The 18,000-nt window shown below is 67.7% G+C and carries 12 protein-coding genes; 4 read left to right on the forward strand and 8 right to left on the reverse strand.

Going from position 1 to position 18,000, the window contains the following annotated elements; translation table 11 throughout:
• Nucleotide 1: 1 nt before the first annotated feature.
• From OG203_RS10450 to OG203_RS10460, 3 genes are all read right to left on the reverse strand, one after another.
• Nucleotides 2-3,157, reverse strand: coding sequence for a non-ribosomal peptide synthetase (locus OG203_RS10450; protein ID WP_405165478.1), 3,156 nt, complete (start codon nt 3,155-3,157; stop codon nt 2-4).
• Between the two features lie 5 nt (nt 3,158-3,162).
• Nucleotides 3,163-4,941 (reverse strand): non-ribosomal peptide synthetase, encoded by a 1,779-nt coding sequence (locus OG203_RS10455; protein ID WP_405165479.1) that lies wholly within the window; start codon nt 4,939-4,941, stop codon nt 3,163-3,165.
• 95 nt (nt 4,942-5,036) lie between these two features.
• Nucleotides 5,037-6,221 carry a cytochrome P450 gene (locus OG203_RS10460; RefSeq protein ID WP_405165480.1) on the reverse strand — a complete coding sequence of 395 codons (1,185 nt, stop codon included), beginning with the start codon at nt 6,219-6,221 and terminating at the stop codon, nt 5,037-5,039.
• Between the two features lie 391 nt (nt 6,222-6,612).
• On the opposite strand from OG203_RS10460, the gene OG203_RS10465 reads away from it, so the two are divergent.
• The 4 genes from OG203_RS10465 to OG203_RS10480 are packed head-to-tail and all read left to right on the forward strand — an operon-like array spanning nt 6,613 to nt 11,684.
• Nucleotides 6,613-7,881 carry an MFS transporter gene (locus OG203_RS10465; RefSeq protein ID WP_405165481.1) on the forward strand — a complete coding sequence of 423 codons (1,269 nt, stop codon included), beginning with the start codon at nt 6,613-6,615 and terminating at the stop codon, nt 7,879-7,881.
• Between the two features lie 13 nt (nt 7,882-7,894).
• Entirely contained in the window at nt 7,895-8,638 is a 744-nt protein-coding gene (locus OG203_RS10470; protein ID WP_405165482.1) for a thioesterase II family protein, read from the forward strand.
• 14 nt (nt 8,639-8,652) lie between these two features.
• Nucleotides 8,653-10,428: an amino acid adenylation domain-containing protein gene (locus OG203_RS10475; RefSeq protein WP_405165483.1), complete on the forward strand. Its 1,776-nt coding sequence runs from the start codon at nt 8,653-8,655 to the stop codon at nt 10,426-10,428.
• On the forward strand, nt 10,425-11,684 hold the full coding sequence (locus OG203_RS10480; RefSeq protein ID WP_405165484.1) for a cytochrome P450: 1,260 nt from the start codon (nt 10,425-10,427) through the stop codon (nt 11,682-11,684). Before OG203_RS10475 ends, OG203_RS10480 begins: the two co-directional genes overlap by 4 nt.
• On the opposite strand, the gene OG203_RS10485 is transcribed toward OG203_RS10480, so the two are convergent.
• Genes OG203_RS10485 through OG203_RS10505 form a run of 5 tightly spaced genes read right to left on the reverse strand, consistent with a single transcriptional unit; the run spans nt 11,671 to nt 17,810 of the window.
• Nucleotides 11,671-12,924, reverse strand: coding sequence for an ATP-grasp domain-containing protein (locus OG203_RS10485; RefSeq protein ID WP_405167822.1), 1,254 nt, complete (start codon nt 12,922-12,924; stop codon nt 11,671-11,673). The two genes, OG203_RS10480 and OG203_RS10485, sit on opposite strands and share 14 nt — an antisense overlap.
• Nucleotides 12,925-12,926: 2 nt before the next feature.
• The gene (locus OG203_RS10490; RefSeq protein WP_405165485.1) at nt 12,927-14,471 is read right to left on the reverse strand and encodes a condensation domain-containing protein; all 1,545 of its coding nucleotides are present in this window, start codon (nt 14,469-14,471) and stop codon (nt 12,927-12,929) included.
• Nucleotides 14,472-14,482: 11 nt separating this feature from the next.
• On the reverse strand, nt 14,483-15,127 hold the full coding sequence (locus tag OG203_RS10495; protein WP_405165486.1) for an FMN-binding negative transcriptional regulator: 645 nt from the start codon (nt 15,125-15,127) through the stop codon (nt 14,483-14,485).
• Nucleotides 15,127-16,419, reverse strand: a complete 1,293-nt coding sequence (locus OG203_RS10500) for a lysine N(6)-hydroxylase/L-ornithine N(5)-oxygenase family protein (protein WP_405165487.1) — start codon at nt 16,417-16,419, stop codon at nt 15,127-15,129. Before OG203_RS10500 ends, OG203_RS10495 begins: the two co-directional genes overlap by 1 nt.
• The gene (locus OG203_RS10505; protein WP_405165488.1) at nt 16,416-17,810 is read right to left on the reverse strand and encodes a condensation domain-containing protein; all 1,395 of its coding nucleotides are present in this window, start codon (nt 17,808-17,810) and stop codon (nt 16,416-16,418) included. Before OG203_RS10505 ends, OG203_RS10500 begins: the two co-directional genes overlap by 4 nt.
• Between the last annotated feature and the right edge of the window lie 190 nt (nt 17,811-18,000).

The following is an 18,000-nucleotide window of genomic DNA, read 5'->3' on the forward strand; positions in this document are numbered from 1 at the left end:
GTCAGCCTCCTTGTCCTAGTTCCGCCGAGATCTGGTCCGGCGTCATCGCCGCGATTTCCGCCACCACCCGCGCTTCTATCGCGGAGCCGAGCCGGGAGACGGTGCGGTGGTCGAACAGGCCGCGCAGCGGGAAGTCGATATCGAAGGCCGCTCTGATCCTGGCCAGCAGTTTGGCCGCGGTCATCGAATTCCCGCCGAGCGCGAAGAAGTCCTCGGTGACGCCGACCGGGTCGACCCCGAGGACCTCGCTCCACAGGGCGCTGAGAACGCGCTCCACCTCAGTGCGCGGTGCGATGCGGTCGTACTGTCCGAAATCAGCCGCAGGCAACCGCTTTCGGTCCAGCTTGCCGCTCGTGGTCATCGGCAGCGAGTCGACGGTCACGAACGCCTGCGGCACCAGGTAAGCAGGTAGGTCGGCCGACAGTCGGGCCCGAAGTTCTTCGGTATCAACCGATGTGCCCGCGGGGACCACGTAGCCGACGAGCATCGGCTGCCCCGTCCGACCCTCGCCGGACACCACGACCGCCTGTGCCACCGACGGATCGGTCAGCAGGGCGGCCTCCACCTCGGCCGGCTCGATGCGATAGCCCCGCACCATGACCTGCTCGTCCAACCGGCCGAGGAACTGCAGCGTGCCATCCGATCGCCAGCGGGCCCTATCGCCGGTCCGGTACAGCCGTGCCCCCGGTTCACCGGCGAACGGATCGGGTAGGAATCGCTCGGCGGTCTGGCCCGGTTTGCGCCAATACCCAACGGCCACCGAACTTCCGCCGAGACAGAGCTCTCCTGCAGCGCCACGGGGAACGAGGCGGAAGTGACGATCGATCAGATAGGCGCGCACTCCGGTGATCGGCCGCCCCAGCGAGTTTTCCGCCCACGGTGCGCGCAGTGCCTGGGTCGCCGTTGCCACCACCGAGTTCTCGGTGGGGCCATAGTGATTGACCACCGGGACGCCGGGATCGGCGGTGGGCGCCGGCCGGAACACATCACCCCCGGTGCGCAAGATCCGCAAGGGGGTGCGCTCGCCGAGCGGAAGGCCGATCAACCGCTCGGCGAGCGGGGTAGGCGCGAATGCCTGGGTGCAGCAACGATCGCCGAGCCAGGACATCAGCGCGTCGGGGTCGCGGACAACCTGATCGGGGCAGATTTCCAGCCGTGCGCCGGAAAGCAGGGCCGGCCAGACCTCCCAGCCGGCCGCGTCGAAGGCGCTGCTGGCGAGCTGGCCGATCCGGTCGCCTGGCCCGGTCGGATAGCGGTCGAGATGCCAGCGGACCAGGTTGCCGAAGCCGGTGTGACTCACCGCAACACCCTTGGGCCGACCGGTCGAACCCGACGTGTAGATCAGGTAGAGCACGGCCTCGGCGGCAGGAGGCGACTGCTGCGGGATCGGCCCTGGATCGTCCTGCTGATCGATAAGGAGTATTCGGACCGTTTCCGCGCTGAGCCGATCTCGGGACGAGCCGTCGGTGAGGACCAGGCAGGCCGCGGCGTCGTCGAGCAGATAGTCCACCCGCGCCGCCGGCGACTCGGTGTCGATCGGGAGATACGCTGCCCCGGCCTTGACGACGGCGAGCAGCGCCACCACCCAGTCGGTGCCACGGGGCAGGAAGACGCCGACCACACTCGCGGGACCGGCCCCCGCCCTGCGCAACCGCGCGGACAGCCGCGCCGCGCGGTCGGCCAGTTCGCGGTAGGTCAGTTCGGTCGCGGCGGCGGATACGGCGACGGCGTCCGGGGTGAGCGCGGCCTGCCGGTCGAACCACTCCCCGATCGTCGGCAGGTGCACGGTCGCGTGCGGCCGCTCGCCCGCCAGTCGCAGGAGTTCGGCGCGCTCAGCCGCGCCGACCAGGGCGGTGCCGATGAGCCGTGCGTCCGGATGCGCCGCGAAATGGGTCAGCAACCGTCGGTAGCAACCGAGGAACCGGTCCATCGTTGACTCATCGAACAGCTCGGCGGCGTAGACCAAGGTTCCGGTCAACTGCTCGCCGATCATCCTGAGCTCGAGCTCGGTGTCGAAGCGGCACAGCGCATCCGGGGCGTCCACCGGCTGACACTCGATCCCCGGCAGGGTAAGCCCCGCCTCGGCCAGGTCGCCTTCGACCAGGCTGAACCAATGCTGCACCAACGGATTACGGTCGGCGTCGCGGTCCGGCTCCACGATGTCCACGATTCGCTCGAAGGGCAGGTCCTGGTGATCCATGGCCTCCAGCACCCGGTCCCGCACTTGCCTGACCAGATCGCGGAACGTCACGGCCTCGGCCAGATCCGCTCGGACCACCACCGTGTTGGCGAATAAACCAACCAGTCGCTCTAATTCAGGGATAGGGCGTCCCGCGAACGGGACCCCGATGAGCACATCGAGAGCATCGGCGAAGCAGCCGAGCGCGGCGTGGTAGGCGGCCAGGGTCACGACGAATACGCTGGTGCGTTCCTGCCGTGCCACGGTGCGCAGGCCCGCGCCAACCTCGGGGGCAACGGACAGTCGCAGCCGCGCCCCACGCAGCGCGGGGACCGCGGGCCGCGGCCGGTCGGCAGGCAGCTCAAGCATCGACGGAGCCCCGGCCAGCCGATCGCGCCAATACTGTTCCTGTTCAACCCATTCGGCGTCGCCGACCTGAGCGCGCTGCCACTCGGCATAGTCGGCATACCGCATGGACAGCGGGTCGAGACCGACCGACCGACCGGTGGCGAGGGCCGTGTACGCGGCGCCGAGTTCCTCCTCGAACACCACCCGTGACATGCCGTCGAAAGCGATGTGGTGCACGGTGTAGTGCAAGAGATAGGTGTTCTCGCTCAGCCGCAGCAGTGCGGCGCGCAGCAGCGGACCGGCGGCCAGATCGCAGGGCCGCACCATCAGTTCGGCGACACGCCGCAGCGCCGCGCGCCTCGGCTCCGGCTCCGCGCGCAGATCGATACGACTCAGGCGCACAATGTCTTCCCGGTCGTACACCGCATACGGTTCACCGTCGCGCACCGATACCCGTGACCGCAGCACATCATGGCGTCGGACCACCCAGCGCAGTGCCGCCTCCAGGACGTCGGGGTCCAGCAATCCGGTCAGCGCGTACGTGCGCGGGGTCAGGTACGCGGCGTGGTTATCGGTGAGCTGATCGAGGAACCACAGTCGCCGCTGCGCGAAGGACAGCACCGGCGCCATCGCCGCTATCCTCGCCCCGCCATGGCTTGGCGCAGCTCGACCGCGAGCGCCTCGACGGTCGGCCGCTGGAACATCGAGCTGAGCGGCAGATCGATCCGCAATGTCTCCCTGATCTCGTAGACGATCCGGGTCACCAGCAGCGAATGGCCGCCGAGCCAGAAGAAGTTGTGCCGCACGCCGACCCGGTCCATGCCGAGCGCCTTCGCCCAGATGTCGGCGATCGCCGATTCCAGTTCGTCGCGAGGTGCGACGAACTCCGGCTCGACGGCCTCGGGCCGAGGCAGCCGGGCGCGGTCAACCTTGCCGGTCCCGGTGAGCGGCAACCGGTCGATGAGCACGATGGCCTGCGGCACCATGTGGGTGGGCAATCTCGTGGCCAAGTAGTCGCGCAGCGGCTCGGTGTGCAGCACTTCCCCCGGGGGCAGCGGCGCGGGAACCACATACGCCGCCAGCAGCGGCTCGGCATTCTCGCCAGGCTCGGGGCGCACCAGGGTGACCACGGCCTTGGCCACCCCGTCCCGTTCGGACAGCAGCGCCTCGATCTCGCCGGGCTCGATCCGGTAACCCCGGAGCTTGATCTGGAAGTCGGCCCGGCCGAGGAACTCGAGCACACCGCCGGGCCGCCACCTACCGAGGTCCCCGGTGCGGTACAGCCGCGCGCCGGAAGTCCGGCTGAACGGATCGGGCATGAACGACGCCGCGGTCAACGCGCCACGGCCGCAATAGCCCCAGGCGAGCGGACCGCCGCCGACGTAGATCTCGCCGGACACGTTCTTGGGCACCGGATTCAGATCCGCGTCCAGTACGTAGATCCGAGCCACCGGCAACGGCCGGCCGAGTTCCGGGTGATCCGTCCAGCTCGCCGCCGGGGCCGACAACCGCGGCGAAGTGACCACGTTGACCTCGGTGGAGCCGTAGTGATCGTCGAACACCACGTCGGGAAGCCGATCGCACATCAGCCGAAGCTCGGGGGTGATGACCAGCCGATCGCCGGTAGTGATCAACTCGCGCAGACTGGCGATGTCGTCCGGATGCGCGACCGCGTGCCTGGCCAGCTGCTGCATGGCCACCACGGGGAGCAGGATCTTGGTGATCCGGTGTTCCCGGATCAGTCGGGCGATCGCGGTGATGTCGTATCGATCGCGTTCGGTGGCGATCACCACGCAGCCACCGGACCACCATGCCGACAGCAGCTCCAGCGCGGCGACGTCAGCGGTGATGGGGAAGTACTGGAGTGCGCGCGGCCGCTGAGCGTACTGCGTCCGGCTCCAGTCGAGGAGACGGACCTGCGGCCCGTGGTGCATCGCGATTCCCTTGGGTCGACCGGTCGAGCCCGAGGTGTAGATCACGTACAGCAGGTCGTCCTCTGCTACCGCGGCCGGCGGAGCCTCGACGGGGAAGGCAGCCACACTGTCACCGGCACACAGCACCGGCGTGGTCAGGTCGATGCCGGGCATGGCGTCCAGGACCGACTGATCCGCCAGCAACAACATCGCGGCGGAGTCGATGAGCGCGGACCGTACCCGGTCGACCGGGTACTCCGGATCCAGCGGCAGATATGCCGCGCCGGTCTTGATCACCGCGAGCACCGCGACCGCAAGCCCGACACCCCGGCGCACGCACAGGCCGACGATGGCTCCTGGACCGACCTCGCGCTCCCGCAACGCCCAGGCCAGCTGATTGGCCCGTCGGTCGAGCTCGAGGTAGGTCAGTCCGATCTCACCGGACACCACAGCGAGATCGTCAGGGGCCTTCCCGACCCAGTCATCGAATCCCCTGATCACGCCTCGATCGTGTCCGGTCGGAATCTCACTGTTTTCCACTGCCTGCAGCACAGGTCCTCCAGTTTCTCGCTGTTCGTTCCGCCTGTCCGGCCGCCTCATCGGCTGACGACCACCTCGAGCTCTCTCGGCCCGCGCAGCATCGGCCCGTACGCCCAGACCACGTCCGCTGGTTCGCCGACCAGCCGGAGATCGGGCAGCCGATGGAACAGGACGTCCAGGGCCACCTCGCCCTCGAGGCGCGCGAGATGCGCGCCGAGGCACAGATGCGCGCCGTGGCCGAAGGCGAGGTGCGACAGGCTGGTCCTGGCGAGGGCGAACCGCTCGGGATCGTCGAACCGATGCGGATCGCGGTTCGCGGCGGCAAGCGAGATCAGCACGGCGTCACCCTTCGCCACCGAGACTCCGCCGATCTCCATGTCCGCCAAGGCATATCGATACACGCTGGCCTGGATCGGCGAGTCGAAGCGCAGCACCTCGTTCACCGAGTCCGCCCAGCCTGCTCGCGCCGCCATCAGGTCGGCCAGCTGTTCGGGGTGTTCGAGCAGACGGAATGCCGCGCAGCCGAGGAACTGCACCGTGGTCACGTGCCCGGCGCCGAGCAGGGCGAGCAGCATGGTGCGTAGCTCTCGCTGGTCACGCAACTGACCGGTCTCCAGATGGCCGAGCAGCGCCGTGGTGACGTCGTCGCCGGGATGGCCACGCTTGTACTCCGCGATGTGATCGACGTAGTCGATCAGCTCATCGATACAGGTGGGATCGGGTGGCTTGGCCAACCCGGCTCGATAGAACAGATCGAAGCACCGCGCGGGGTCCTTGCGCTCGGATTCCGGCACGCCGAGGACCTCGTGGATGATCGCCACCGGAACCGGCAGCGCGTATTCCGCGACCAAATCCACCACGCCCAGATCGGCGAACCTGTCGACCGCGGCCTGACACAACCGCTCCATCATGGGCCGGAATTGCTCGGACGCGATCGGGCTGAAAGCGCCGGAAACCAGCCTGCGCAGTCGGGCGTGCTCCGGCCGGTCGAGGTCGAGCAGGCCGCGCGCGGTAGTGCTGTGTTCCGCCGCGGCGCGCTCGGGATCGCCCCGTGACTTGCGTTTGTCATTGCTTAGCCGTGGATCGGCAAGGCAGGCGCGGGCGAGCTCGTAGGAGGTGACCAGCCAGGTCTGACCGGAGCCGTGCGGGCTGAACACGGCACTCACCGGAGCCTGCTCCCGCAACCAGGCGTAATTCGGATATGGATCGGGATCGCCGCGCCGGGTTTGTCCGGAGATCATTGATCTACCCTCCATGGATTCGAGCGAGCGACAATTGCGCCGCTGTCTCGCCGGCGGGACCGCCTCGGCGCTCACTCGCCGTAGCAATCGTGCGGACATTTCGGATGCTACGGAATGAACTCCAGCCAGGGAAAGGGTCGAAGCTATTCGATGAAGGCCCGTCTTCGATGGGGTTGAAGCAATACCGTCCGGTGTGTTCTGTCAAGACTCTCGCGGTGATGCGAAATCATCGGGAGTGACGAGCCAGGGATATCGACATCGACCGAATCATCCTGGGAGGCATATGGAGTGGACGGATACCTGATGTCGACGTCGACCGATCGGGAGGAGATCCTTCGTGGCCCGGCCGAGTCCCATTGACAAGATCTCTTGTGCCGTGTTTCAGTCGAGCATGATCTCTCGGCGACGGCTGCCATCGAATCGCACCGATCGCTTCGCTCCATTCCGAAACGGCAGATTCCGGCTGTTTTTCACTACCTACTCGATATCGATGTTCGGTACCTCGATGGCCTCGGTCGCGTTATCTTTCGGCGTACTGGAAAATAATGGTTCGCTGGCCGACCTCGGATACGTGAATGCCGCGCGAATCGTGCCCCTGGTGCTATTCCTGCTCGGTGGCGGGGTCGTCGGCGACTGGCTGCCCCGCCGCTGGGTGATGTTGGTCGCCGACTGCGCCAGAACAGCCAGCCAGGGCGCGATCGCCCTGCTGTTCGCCCTCGGCCACGCATCGCTGTGGGCACTACTGCTGCTGGCCGCGGCGGGCGGGCTGAGTGAGGCGTTCTTCAATCCCGCGCTGAGCGGCTTGATCCCGTCGCTCGCCCCGGAAGGCCATCTCCAGGAGGCCAATGGGCTGCTGAGCCTGTCGCGCGCTGCCACAAACGTGGCCGGGCCCGCCCTGGCCGGGATCCTGGTCGCCGTCGCGGGAGCACAGACGGTGCTGGCCATCGACGCAGCGAGCTATGCGGTGAGCGTGCTCGGTTTGCTGCTGCTGCGCCTGCCGACGCCAGCCCCCCGCCCGCGCAGCTCGATGATCACCCAATTGCGTGAGGGCTGGACGATCTTCCGCTCGCACACCTGGCTGTGGGCCATCACCGTGCAGTTCTCGTTGTTCAACCTCATTGTGTGGGCCCCCTATCTGATCCTCGGCCCGGAATCGGCGTACCGGAGCTACGGCGGCGCCTCGGCGTGGGGCGCGATCATGGCCGGTTACGGAGCAGGATCCATCCTCGGCGGAATCGCGCTGCTCGGTCGGCGGCCGGCTCGGCCGCTGGTGGTCGCCATCGGCGTCACGTTCCTGTGGGCGGCGCCCTCGGCCTGCCTGCTGTTCGCCGCGCCGGTGGGCGTTGTGGTCGTCGGGGCGATCTTTGCCGGCGCGGCGAGCGCGGTTTTCAACACGTTGTGGTCGACGACCATGCAACAGCGGGTCCCCGCGGCGGCGCTCTCGCGGATCAGCTCGTATGTATCGCTGGGAGCGTATGCCGTTGGCCCGATCGGATTCGCCATCACGGGTCCGATCGCACAGACCGTCGGCGTCACGCCCGTGCTCGCGGTCGGCGTGGGGTGGCAGCTCATCGCCAGCGCGGCGGTCCTCGCCCTGCCTGCCGTCCGCGCCGTCCGCCAGCCGGCGAAAACCGCCGAGAACGCCACGGCCGGAATCTGATTGGAGGACAGCCATGCCGACGTCACAGCGGGCGCGATTTTCCCGGTGTCTATTACGCAAACCGTCCGAGGACGCACGGGCACGTGTTTTCTGCTTCCCCTACTCGGGAGTGGGGGCCTCGATGTTCAATCAATGGCCGCGGTGGATCGAAGGAGTGGAGATCTGCCCGGTGCAACTGCCGGCGCGGGAGAACCGTATCCGCGAACCGCATTTCGGCACCTTCCAGGCGTTGGCCGCTGAGCTGGCCGCGTCCCTCGTGCCGTATCTCGACCGGCCATTCGTCTTCTTCGGACACTGCGCGGGAGCGCTGCCCGCGTTCGAGACCGCCCGCCGTCTCGCTGAGCTCGAAGCGCCCGCGCCGCGCCGCCTCGTGGTGTCCGCGCAGGTCGCCCCACACGACTGCCCGCATGATCGCTTTCTCGAGCTCACCGATGCGGAGTTGGCCGATGAGCTGGCGCAGTTGATGATCGCCCGTGGCGGCCAGCCGCATCCCACGCTCATCGAGCTCACGTTGGCCGTGCTGCACCAGGATCTCGCGGCAAACAAGGTGTACCACCTCGACCGCCCGGCACCCCTGACGGTCGGCATCACGACTCTGCACTGGCGACAGGACACCGAAGTCACGCTGGCCGAACTCCAGGGCTGGCGGCACTACTCGACGGATGTCCGCTTCGCCGTACTCGACGGTGGCCACTACGGATTCCTGTCGGCCCCATCGGCGCTGATGAGCGAACTTGCCGATGCGGCAGGGTCCTAGGCAGGTGAGATGACATGGCAATGCAGACCATATGCGAGGCGTTCGGCCGACATGCCGTAGTGCGTCCGGACACGGTGGCGGTGTCCGACGCTGACGGTGAGCTGACGTACGCGCAACTCGAGCGCCGTGCCAACCAGTTGGCCAGGCATCTGCGCCAACTCGGGGTAGTCCCAGGCGAAATCGTCGGCATATGGACACGGCGTTCGGCGTCCACCATCGTCATGCTGCTGGCCGTGCTCAAGGCCGGAGCGGCCTATCTCGCGCTGGACCAGCGGCAGCCGGCCGAGCGCAGGGAGCTGATCCTGCGCGACGCCGCCGTCACGGTCGTGCTGACGCAGGAGCCGCTGGCCGACGATCTGCCCGAGACAGTCCGGAAGGTCTGTGTCGATCGGGATTGGCCGACGGTCTCCGGCTATCCGGCGACTCCGCTGGATGTGGTCAACTGTCCGGATTCCCTCGTGTATGTCGCCTACACCTCCGGTTCCACCGGCCGCCCAAAGGGCGTGTGTGTGCCACACCGGGCGGTGGCACGGCTGGTGCTCGACGCCGACTTTCTCCCCATCCAAGCTGATGATGTCTTCCTCCAGTTCGCGCCGATCGCCTTCGACGCATCGACATTGGAGATCTGGGGGCCGCTGCTCAACGGCGCCCGCCTGGTGGTCGCCCCGACGGGCGAGCTGTCACTCGGCGCGCTAGGACAGCTGGCTCGCCGCACGGGCGTCACCGTCCTCTGGCTGACCGCCGGGCTGTTCCACCAGATCGCCGAGACCGACCTCGACGACTTGCGTGGGCTGCGGTATCTGCTGGCCGGCGGGGATGTGCTCTCGCCCCCGCAGGTCAACCGGGTGGTCCGCGCGCTACCCCGGACCACCGTGATCAACGGCTACGGCCCCACCGAGAACACGACATTCACCTGCTGTATGCCGGTCACCGATGAAGTGGACGAGGCTACGGTGCCGATTGGACGAGCGATCAGGGGCACCGAGGTGTACCTGCTCGACGAGCGGCTCAGGCCGGTGCCGCGCGGCGCGGTGGGTGAGATATACGCAGCCGGACACGGCCTGGCCCACGGGTACCTGAACAGCCCCGCCCACACCGCGACACGGTTCCTGCCGAATCCATTCGCGGAAGCGGAAAGCGCGCGGATGTACCGCACCGGGGACCTCGCGCGCGAATACCCCGACGGTGCGCTGGCGTTCCTCGGCCGCGCCGACCGGCAGGTCAAGGTCCGCGGCTTCCGGGTGGAGCCGGGCGAGGTGGAGTCCGCGATCGCCGGGCTGCCCGAAGTGGCGCACGCCGCTGTGGTGGCGCAGCGGCACTCGCCGGATGGCACCCGCCTGATCGCGCATGTGGTCGGCTCCACAGCAAGCGTCTCCGCGTCGGCGATCCGGCAGCGACTGGCCCGGATGTTGCCCTCCTATGCGGTGCCGGCCCTGATGCGGATCGTCGATGTCCTGCCGTTGACCTCCAGCGGCAAGGTGGACCGGATCGCGCTTGCGGCGCTGCCCACCGATAGCCGGCCGGAGGTCGACGCCGAGTATCGCGAGGCCGAGTCACCGCTGGAGCAAGAGGTGATCGACATGTGGACCGACCATCTCGGCATCGTCGGTATCGGCGCGGACGACGACTTCTTCGAACTCGGCGGGCATTCGCTGCTCGCCGTGACTCTTCTCGAAGAACTGCGCGGGGCCCATGGGGTGGAGATCTCGCCGCTGTCCTTCTATCTCGATCCCAGCCCAGCCGGGTTGGCGCGGACCCTGCAGAAGGCGCTGGCGGAGGCCGGACAATGAAGATCACCGCCGCGGCCGATCGCACCCGGGTGGACCTCGACCAGGTCGATCTGTTCGACGCGCAGTTCTATGCGACCGGCGATCCCCACTCGGTGTGGGCGGCGATGCGCGCCCGCGCCCCGCTGCACCGGCAAGTGCTCGCGGACGGCAGGGCCTTCTACTCGGTCACCCGATATTCCGATGCCTGCCGGGTGCTCGGAAACCATCGCGAATTCACCTCGGAGCGCGGCAGTCTGCTGAACCAGCTCGGCCACGGTGACGCGGCGGCGGGCAAGATGCTGGTCGCCACCGATCCTCCTCGGCACAGCGAGCTTCGCCGCCCGCTGCACCAGATGTTCACCGGTAGGGCGCTCGCCGCTTCGGTCGAGCGGATTCGGGACGCGGTGCGGGCGGTGCTGGCTCCAGCGCACGACGGCGAGGTATGGGATCTCGCACAGCGTGCCACCATGCTGCCCATGGCGGTGGCCGCCGGACTCATGGATCTGCCCGAACCGGACTGGGCGCGACTGGTCCGCTGGACCGGCGGAGCCGCCGCCCCAGCGGATCCCGTGTTCCGGGTCGGCAGCAGCGGGGCGACCCTTGCGATCGCGCACCACGAGCTTTTCGAGTACTTCTCCCGGTGTCAGCGGGACCGGGCGGGGACAGCGGGCGACGACCTGATCCGGCACCTCATGACCATGCCCGTCGCCGGGGCGACTCTCACCCGCGAGGAAGTCGTCTTCAACTGCTACAGCATGCTGCTCGGCGCGAACGCGACCACGCCGCACACCGTCTCGGGCACGGTGCTCGCGCTGGTGGAACACGACGACCAGTACCGGACCGCCGCCGCCCCACCGTTGACGCAGCCTCTGGTCGAGGAGGGGCTGCGCTGGACATCGCCGGCGAACAGCTTCTTGCGGCACGCGACATCCAGGGTCCAGCTCAGCGGCGGCTGGGTCGACGACGGCGACGCGGTTGCCGTCTGGATCGGCTCGGCCAACCGGGACGAGGACGTCTTCCACGATCCGTACGCCTTCGATATCACCCGCGCGGACAACCGGCACATCGCGTTCGGCCACGGACCGCACTACTGTCTCGGGGCGTCCCTGGCCCGGCTCACCCTGCGGATGTTCTTCGAGGAAGCCTTCGAGTTGTTCGAGGCATTCGAATTGGCCGGTCCGCCAACGCATCTGCGATCCAACTTCATCGCCGGACTCACCAGCCTCCCCGTCCGAACCACCCGGCGGGCGGCGGTCGACTCGCTCACCGCCGGGTGAGCGTGAACTGCTCGCCGTCCGCCCCGACGAAGTCGAAGGACAGCTCGGCCAGCGCGGTATCGAGGATGCCGAACATCGCGTGATGGTCGTCGGCCACCCCGTAGAGCTGGCCGAGCTGCCGTGTTCCGACCCCACCGGGGATCCAGTCACCGGGGCGCACCGTGGCGCGGTACGTCGTGATCCCTGGCATCCGCCGCAGTGCCTTGACCCCGTGCGCCGCGACCATCCGGCATGGCCGAGTCGGCGCCAGGTACATGTACTGGAAGTAGACCTTGTCCGGCCTGATCGGCTCGAGCCGAACCGGCTCGCCCAGCGCGGCCAGTCCGCAGGCCAGCACCAGGTCGGCAGCCCCGGAACGCAGGGCCAGATCTTGGAGGTTGCCACCGAGGCGCCCGTTGACTTCGATGATGCGCGGCCCGTCCTCGGTGAGTTTGACCTCCGTATGCGCCGTGCCGATCCGCATATCGAGCGCGGCGAGCGCCTCGGTGACCAGGTCGAGCACCTGGACCTGGTCAGCGGCGGGCAGCGCCGCGGGCCAGAACTGCCCGCATTCGCGAAACGGCGGCTGAAGGGGGAACTTGCCGGTCAACGCGATATGCACGGGTCCGTCCGGCCCGCAGAGGCTCTCGACGGAAACGTAGTCGCCGTAGGGAAAGCTCGGCCTGCCTCGGAGAAACTCCTCCACGACCAGGGCCGGCCATGGGCTCGGCCGGTCGGACAGCTCGGCGAGCACCCGGCCGGCCGCGGCGGCGTCCGCGAGCAGATAGGTGTCCTCGCTGCCGCCGCCCCAGGCCGGCTTGACCACGGCGGGCATGCCGACTCGGGCCAGCGCCGGCCACCAGTCCGGTGCCGCGTCGATCCGCGCGAACCGTACCGAATCCACTCCCGCCGAACGCAACCGCGCCCGCTGGGCGGATTTGTCGGTGAGCAACCACGTCGTCTCCGGGGTGTGGAAAGGAAGGCCGAGTTCGGCGGCCACCGCGGCGGCGAAGCGCAGCATGGGTTCGCTGAAGGTCACCACCGCGTGCGGTGCGAATTCGCGGATCATCGCCGCATCGGTGCGGATGTCGCCGCTGACCGGCACCAACCGGCCGAACTCGGCGAGCACCTGACGAAGCGCCCTGGTGTGCTCGGAGTCGGCGACCAAGAACACCAACTCGGCCACCTCGCCCAGGCTCGCCGCGATCTCGGTGGCTGACGCCGATCCTCGGTCGTAGGCAACGGCGAGCACGCGCGGCACGCTCAAACCCCCTCGACGGCCAGGTCCAGCCCTTCGTCCAGGAGCGCGGTAAGTCCGTCGATCCGGTCGTCGGACACCATCGTCGGGTCGAACGCGATCTGCACCCCGGTGCCGAATCCCGGCGCGTCCACCACGAAGTTCACCAACAACGGGAAACTGGCCTTGTCATGGGTCCACCAGCCGTCGACCTCGACTAGACGCAGTGCCGCCAACTCCCGATAGACATGGAAGTGGGTGAAGTTGAACGACACGTCGAAGGCGGGCCGATCCAGCAGGTGCTCGATCTGCGCGAGCGGGTAACGCCGGTGCGCCATGGTGCGCTGCTCGGCCGCCAATGCCTGCTTGGCGAGTTCACGCATGGGGACGGTCACCGACCGAAGCCGCAGCGGCACCGTGTTCAGGAACAGGCCGACCAGCAGGTCGGCGCCTTCGATCTCCGGACGGCCATTGACCACCAGTCCGGTCACCACATCCCGCGCCCGCCCCACCCAACGTCCGAGCGCCCATCCGTGGACCGCGAGCAGCAGACTCTTCAACGGGACCCCGGCTGCCGCGGCGGCCCGCCGCAGGGCTTCCGCTCGACTGAGATCGATCGGGAACGCGCGGTCTGCCGACGGATCGGCCGAACCGGCGAAACGTGTGCGCTGGAACAACAATGGGCCAGGATCGGCCTGCTCCTGCCAGAACCGCGCCGAATCCGCCGACCCGATAGCAGCCCGCTCCAAGGCGAGGAACTCGTGCTGCCCCGCGGACGGGACCTGCGACAGTCGCGCGGGCCGACCGGTCAGCTCCGCGTCATAGAAGGTCAGCAGGTCGACGAGCAGCCGGGCGAAACTCCAGCCGTCGATGATCGAATGGTGAATCCCGATGGTCAAGCGGAAGGAGCCGGGGACGGCGACCACGTGGCACTGGAACAGTGGTGGGCTCGCCCAGTCGATTCCCTCGGCGAGCCGACGGGACAGCCATCGCGAAACCCGAGCGTCCGCGTCGTCCTGCGTCGCGCCGAACTCGACCGTGAGCGGATCGGCCACGTCGGACCAGATGACCTGCATGGCCGAGTCGTAGTCGGCGAGGTCGAAGGAACTGCGCAGCACCGCATGTCGGCGGAGCAGGCTGCGCAACGCGGCGCGGAACAGTGGCTCGGCGAAGTCGGCGGACACCCGGACCCCGACGAAATCGTGATACAGGCCGGGATCGTCGGCCATCTCGCACAGGTAGATAAGGCCGGACTGCAGCGAGCTGGCCGGCAACAGGTCCGCGGCCCCGTCCGGCAGCCCGGCCGGGTCCCCGCTGTCCGATCCAGTGCACGGTTCGTCGGCTCGGGGCTCGGCCGCCGCCTCGGCGAGCACCTCGGCCAGCGCACCGACGGTTGGCTGGAGCAGCAGATCCGCCAGCTCGATATCCAGTCCACGTTCGTTGGCCGCGGCCACCACCCGCAGCGCGATGATCGAGTCCCCGCCCGCGGTGTAGAAGTTGTCCTCGAGTCCGATGTCGTCATCCAGGAACTCCTGCAGCACGCCGAGCAGAATCTTTTCAACCTCGGTCATGTCCAGCACCCCTATCCCACCCGGCGGATGTACTCGGCGAGCGCCTGATGGTGCGCGCATCGGCTGGCGGCGAAGGCGGCCACAACCCGCTCCCGCACCTGGGGCTGCTGCTCCTGGCTGAGTTTGAACATCTCATCCACCGTGTGCACGGTGATCCGGAAGGCCCCGACCCCGGGGAGTAGGCGCCGGAAATACTCCAGGGATTCGGTCATATCCCACCCGGTGCCGAGATCACGCTCGAACGCGGTCACCGTCTGCCGCACAACCTCGAGCGTTTGCTCGCGATCCTCGATCGGCTCGAGGGTTCCCCGGATATGCACCGAGGCGAAATCCCATGTCGGCGCGGCGGGTCTGGTCTGATAAACGGTCGGCGACACATAGCCGTTCGGGCCCTGGAAAACCAGCAGCGCCGACTGTTCCGCGTGCAGGCTCGGCCAATGCGGGTTCAGCCGGTTCATATGGCCGAGCAGCCGTGCCCCGACCAATCCGGCCGTGGCATCGGTGTCCATCGGCTGGGCGGGGTCGAGAATGATCGGCACATGCGTGGCGAGCGGCCAGGGCTGTCCATTGGTTATCAGGCAGGCCAGCGCGTGCTCCCGAATCAGCTGGGTCGTCCAGGATAGATCGCCCGGGCGATAGTCCTTGGGCACGAACACTATTCGGTCGCCCCTTCGGGATCTGTGCCCCGAAGGACCGAGGCAAGGATGTCATCGGCTCGGCCGGCCACATTGGACAGCAGCAGGGAGGAGATGCCGTGTGTGTGCTCGGTATCGCCCTGGAGGTAGATCCCGCACAGCACGTGCGCCCCGGTGATCACGCGATAGTCGCGTTCCACCCTGAGCCGTCCCTGGCTGTCGCGCTTGGCCAGTTCCGCCGACGACCCGAGGATGTCGATCGGATCGGCCGGCCGATATCCCGTCGCGTAGATCAGGTGGTCGAGTTCCACCGTGCGGATGTCGCCATCCGCGAGCGACCGAATGGCCGCGAACAGCCCGCGCTCCCCCGCATCGACGTCGACCACCGTGGACAGATGATGGATGTGCAAACGCCTGCGCCCGGTCACCGACTCCCGGTACACCCGTGCGTACAGGTCTTCGATCAGCTCGATGTCCACCACCGAGTAGTTGGTGTTGGCGTGGTACTCGAAGAACTTCTCCTTCACCGAAGCCGGAGCGTGGAAGTAGCGGTCGACGGCGCCGGGATCGAACACTCGGTTGGCGAACGGCGTGTCGTCGGCAGGGCTGTAGCCGTAGCGGGAGAAGACCGCGTGCACCTCGGCCTTCGGATAGGTGCGGTGCAGATAGGCGGTGACCTCGGCGGCGCTCTGCCCCGCACCGACCACACCGAAGCGGAGCGGCCGGTCCACCGGCAGCTCGGCGGTTCGGTTCAGCAGTTCGGCGCTGTGCCACACCCTGCTCGACACGGTCACCCCGGCGGGAAGTTTCGGAACCAACCCGGGAGCTACCACCACGTGCCGGGTGCGCCGGGTAACCACGGCCGAGCCGGCTCTGCCGACCACGTCGAGCCACCTCACCGCGCCGTCCTGCACCACCGGCCGGACATCTACCACCTCGGTGGCGTACTCGACGCGATCGGCGAACCGGTCGGCGGCCCATTCCAGATAGTCGTGGTATTCCACCCTGGTGGGGAACAACGTCTTGTGGTTGACGAAGTCGACCAGACGACCGCGATCCTTGAGATAGACCAGGAAGCTGAACGCACTGGCCGGATTACGCAGGGTCGCCAAATCCTTGAGGAAGCTGACCTGCATCGTCGCATCGTCGATCAGCGTGTTCTCATGCCAGCCGAACCGGCTCTTGCGCTCGAGGAAGCGGGCCGACAGCGGCCTGCCACCGGCCTCGTGGTGCTCCGCGAGCGCGACGGCGAGGGCCAGGTTGGCCGGGCCGAATCCGATGCCGACCAGATCGTTCGCTGCCGTGCTCGTCACGAGGCCGTCCCCCAGGTGTCGAGAATGAGGCTCAGCTCCGCCGGATCAAGGATGGGGATCCGCGCGAGACGCAGGCTGGGATCAGCGGCCACGGCCGTCAGCAATTGCCGGTAGTGCCCGACGAACTCTCGTGCGGTGGCGGCATCGAAAAGATCTGTCGCGTACAGCAACCGGCCGGACAGCGTCCCCGCCGCCGTCTCGACGAGATGTAGTTCCAGATCGAAGCGGGTACGTACGCATCCGGTCGGGAACGGCTCGACCGCACAGCCCGGCAGGCGCAGGCCGGCGTCCGGACCGCCTGCCGATTCGGTCAGGTCGAACCACACCTGGAACACCGGGTTGTGGCTGAGATCCCGAGGCGGCGCGACTTCAGCCACGATTTCGTCGAAAGGTAGGTCCTGGTGCTCGTGTGCCTCGAGCATGGCCGCACGTGCCGCGTCCACCATCGCCGTGAAGGGCGGATTTGCCGAGAGATCAGCGAGGATCGGCAGCGAGTTGGCGAAGAACCCGAGCACGCCCTCGAATTCCACCCTGCGGCGGCCGTTGAATCCACAGCCGACCACTATCGGCTCCTCGGCACCGCTGTACTTGGCGAGTAGGCCTTGGAAGCCGGCGAGCGCGACCGTGAACGCCGTGGTGTTTCGCTCTCGTGCGAGCTGTCGCAGGCCCGCGACGGTCTCGGCCGGAATCGAGACCTCGACCGCACCGGCGCGATACGACGGCTGAGCAGGCCGCTGCCGATCCGTCGGCAGCGTGCAGAGGATCGGCGCCGACCGCAGCCGCTCGCGCCAGTAGTGCCGATGCTCGGCGAAGCCATCCACTTCGGACTGTCGAACTTGCCACAGTGCGAAGTCGGAGTACTGGGCCGACGGTTCCCCCAGACTCGGCGCCCGGTCCGTCACGCGCGCCGCGTAGGCCATGGACAGTTCGTCGACCAGCACATCCAGTGACTCACGGTCGAAGATCAAGTGGTGCGCACCGATCCCGAACACATGGTCACGCTCGCCTAGACGGGCTGACCACGCCCTGAACAACGGCCCATCGGTGACCGAGAACGGCGTGTCCGCATTCGCTACGGCCATCGCTACCGCGCTGCCGATCGGATCGTGCTCGCCGGACAGATCGTGCAGCGCCAGAACCTCATCCACCCGCTGCGACACCACCTGGAACGGTTCCCCGTCGACCACCTGGAATCGGGTGCGCAGCGCTTCGTGTCGGCCAACCATGTCCTGGATCGCCGTGCCGAGCGCGCGGTGGTCGAGCTCGCCACGGATCCGGTAGGCCGCGTCGACGTTGTAGGCCAGGGTGTCCGGAGCCATCTGACTGATAAACCAGAGTCGGCGCTGGACAAGGGAAAGCGGAATGCCGTCGGATTCCTTTCTGTCCGGCACCGGCGAGGACTTGCGATAATTACGACCGGAAAGGCGTAACTCGAGGAGCCTTCGACCTTCAACGGAAAGGGACGACGAGTATTCTTGCGCCACTGTCGAAGTCCTTCGTTTGAATGGCTGTGCGCTGAACAGATTTTCACGCTACCGAGGGCCATTGCCCGTTGGCAATAACTTCGCGGCGCGCTCGACG

It is taken from the genome of Nocardia sp. NBC_01499 (genome assembly GCF_045040275.1).
Taxonomy (GTDB): domain Bacteria; phylum Actinomycetota; class Actinomycetes; order Mycobacteriales; family Mycobacteriaceae; genus Nocardia.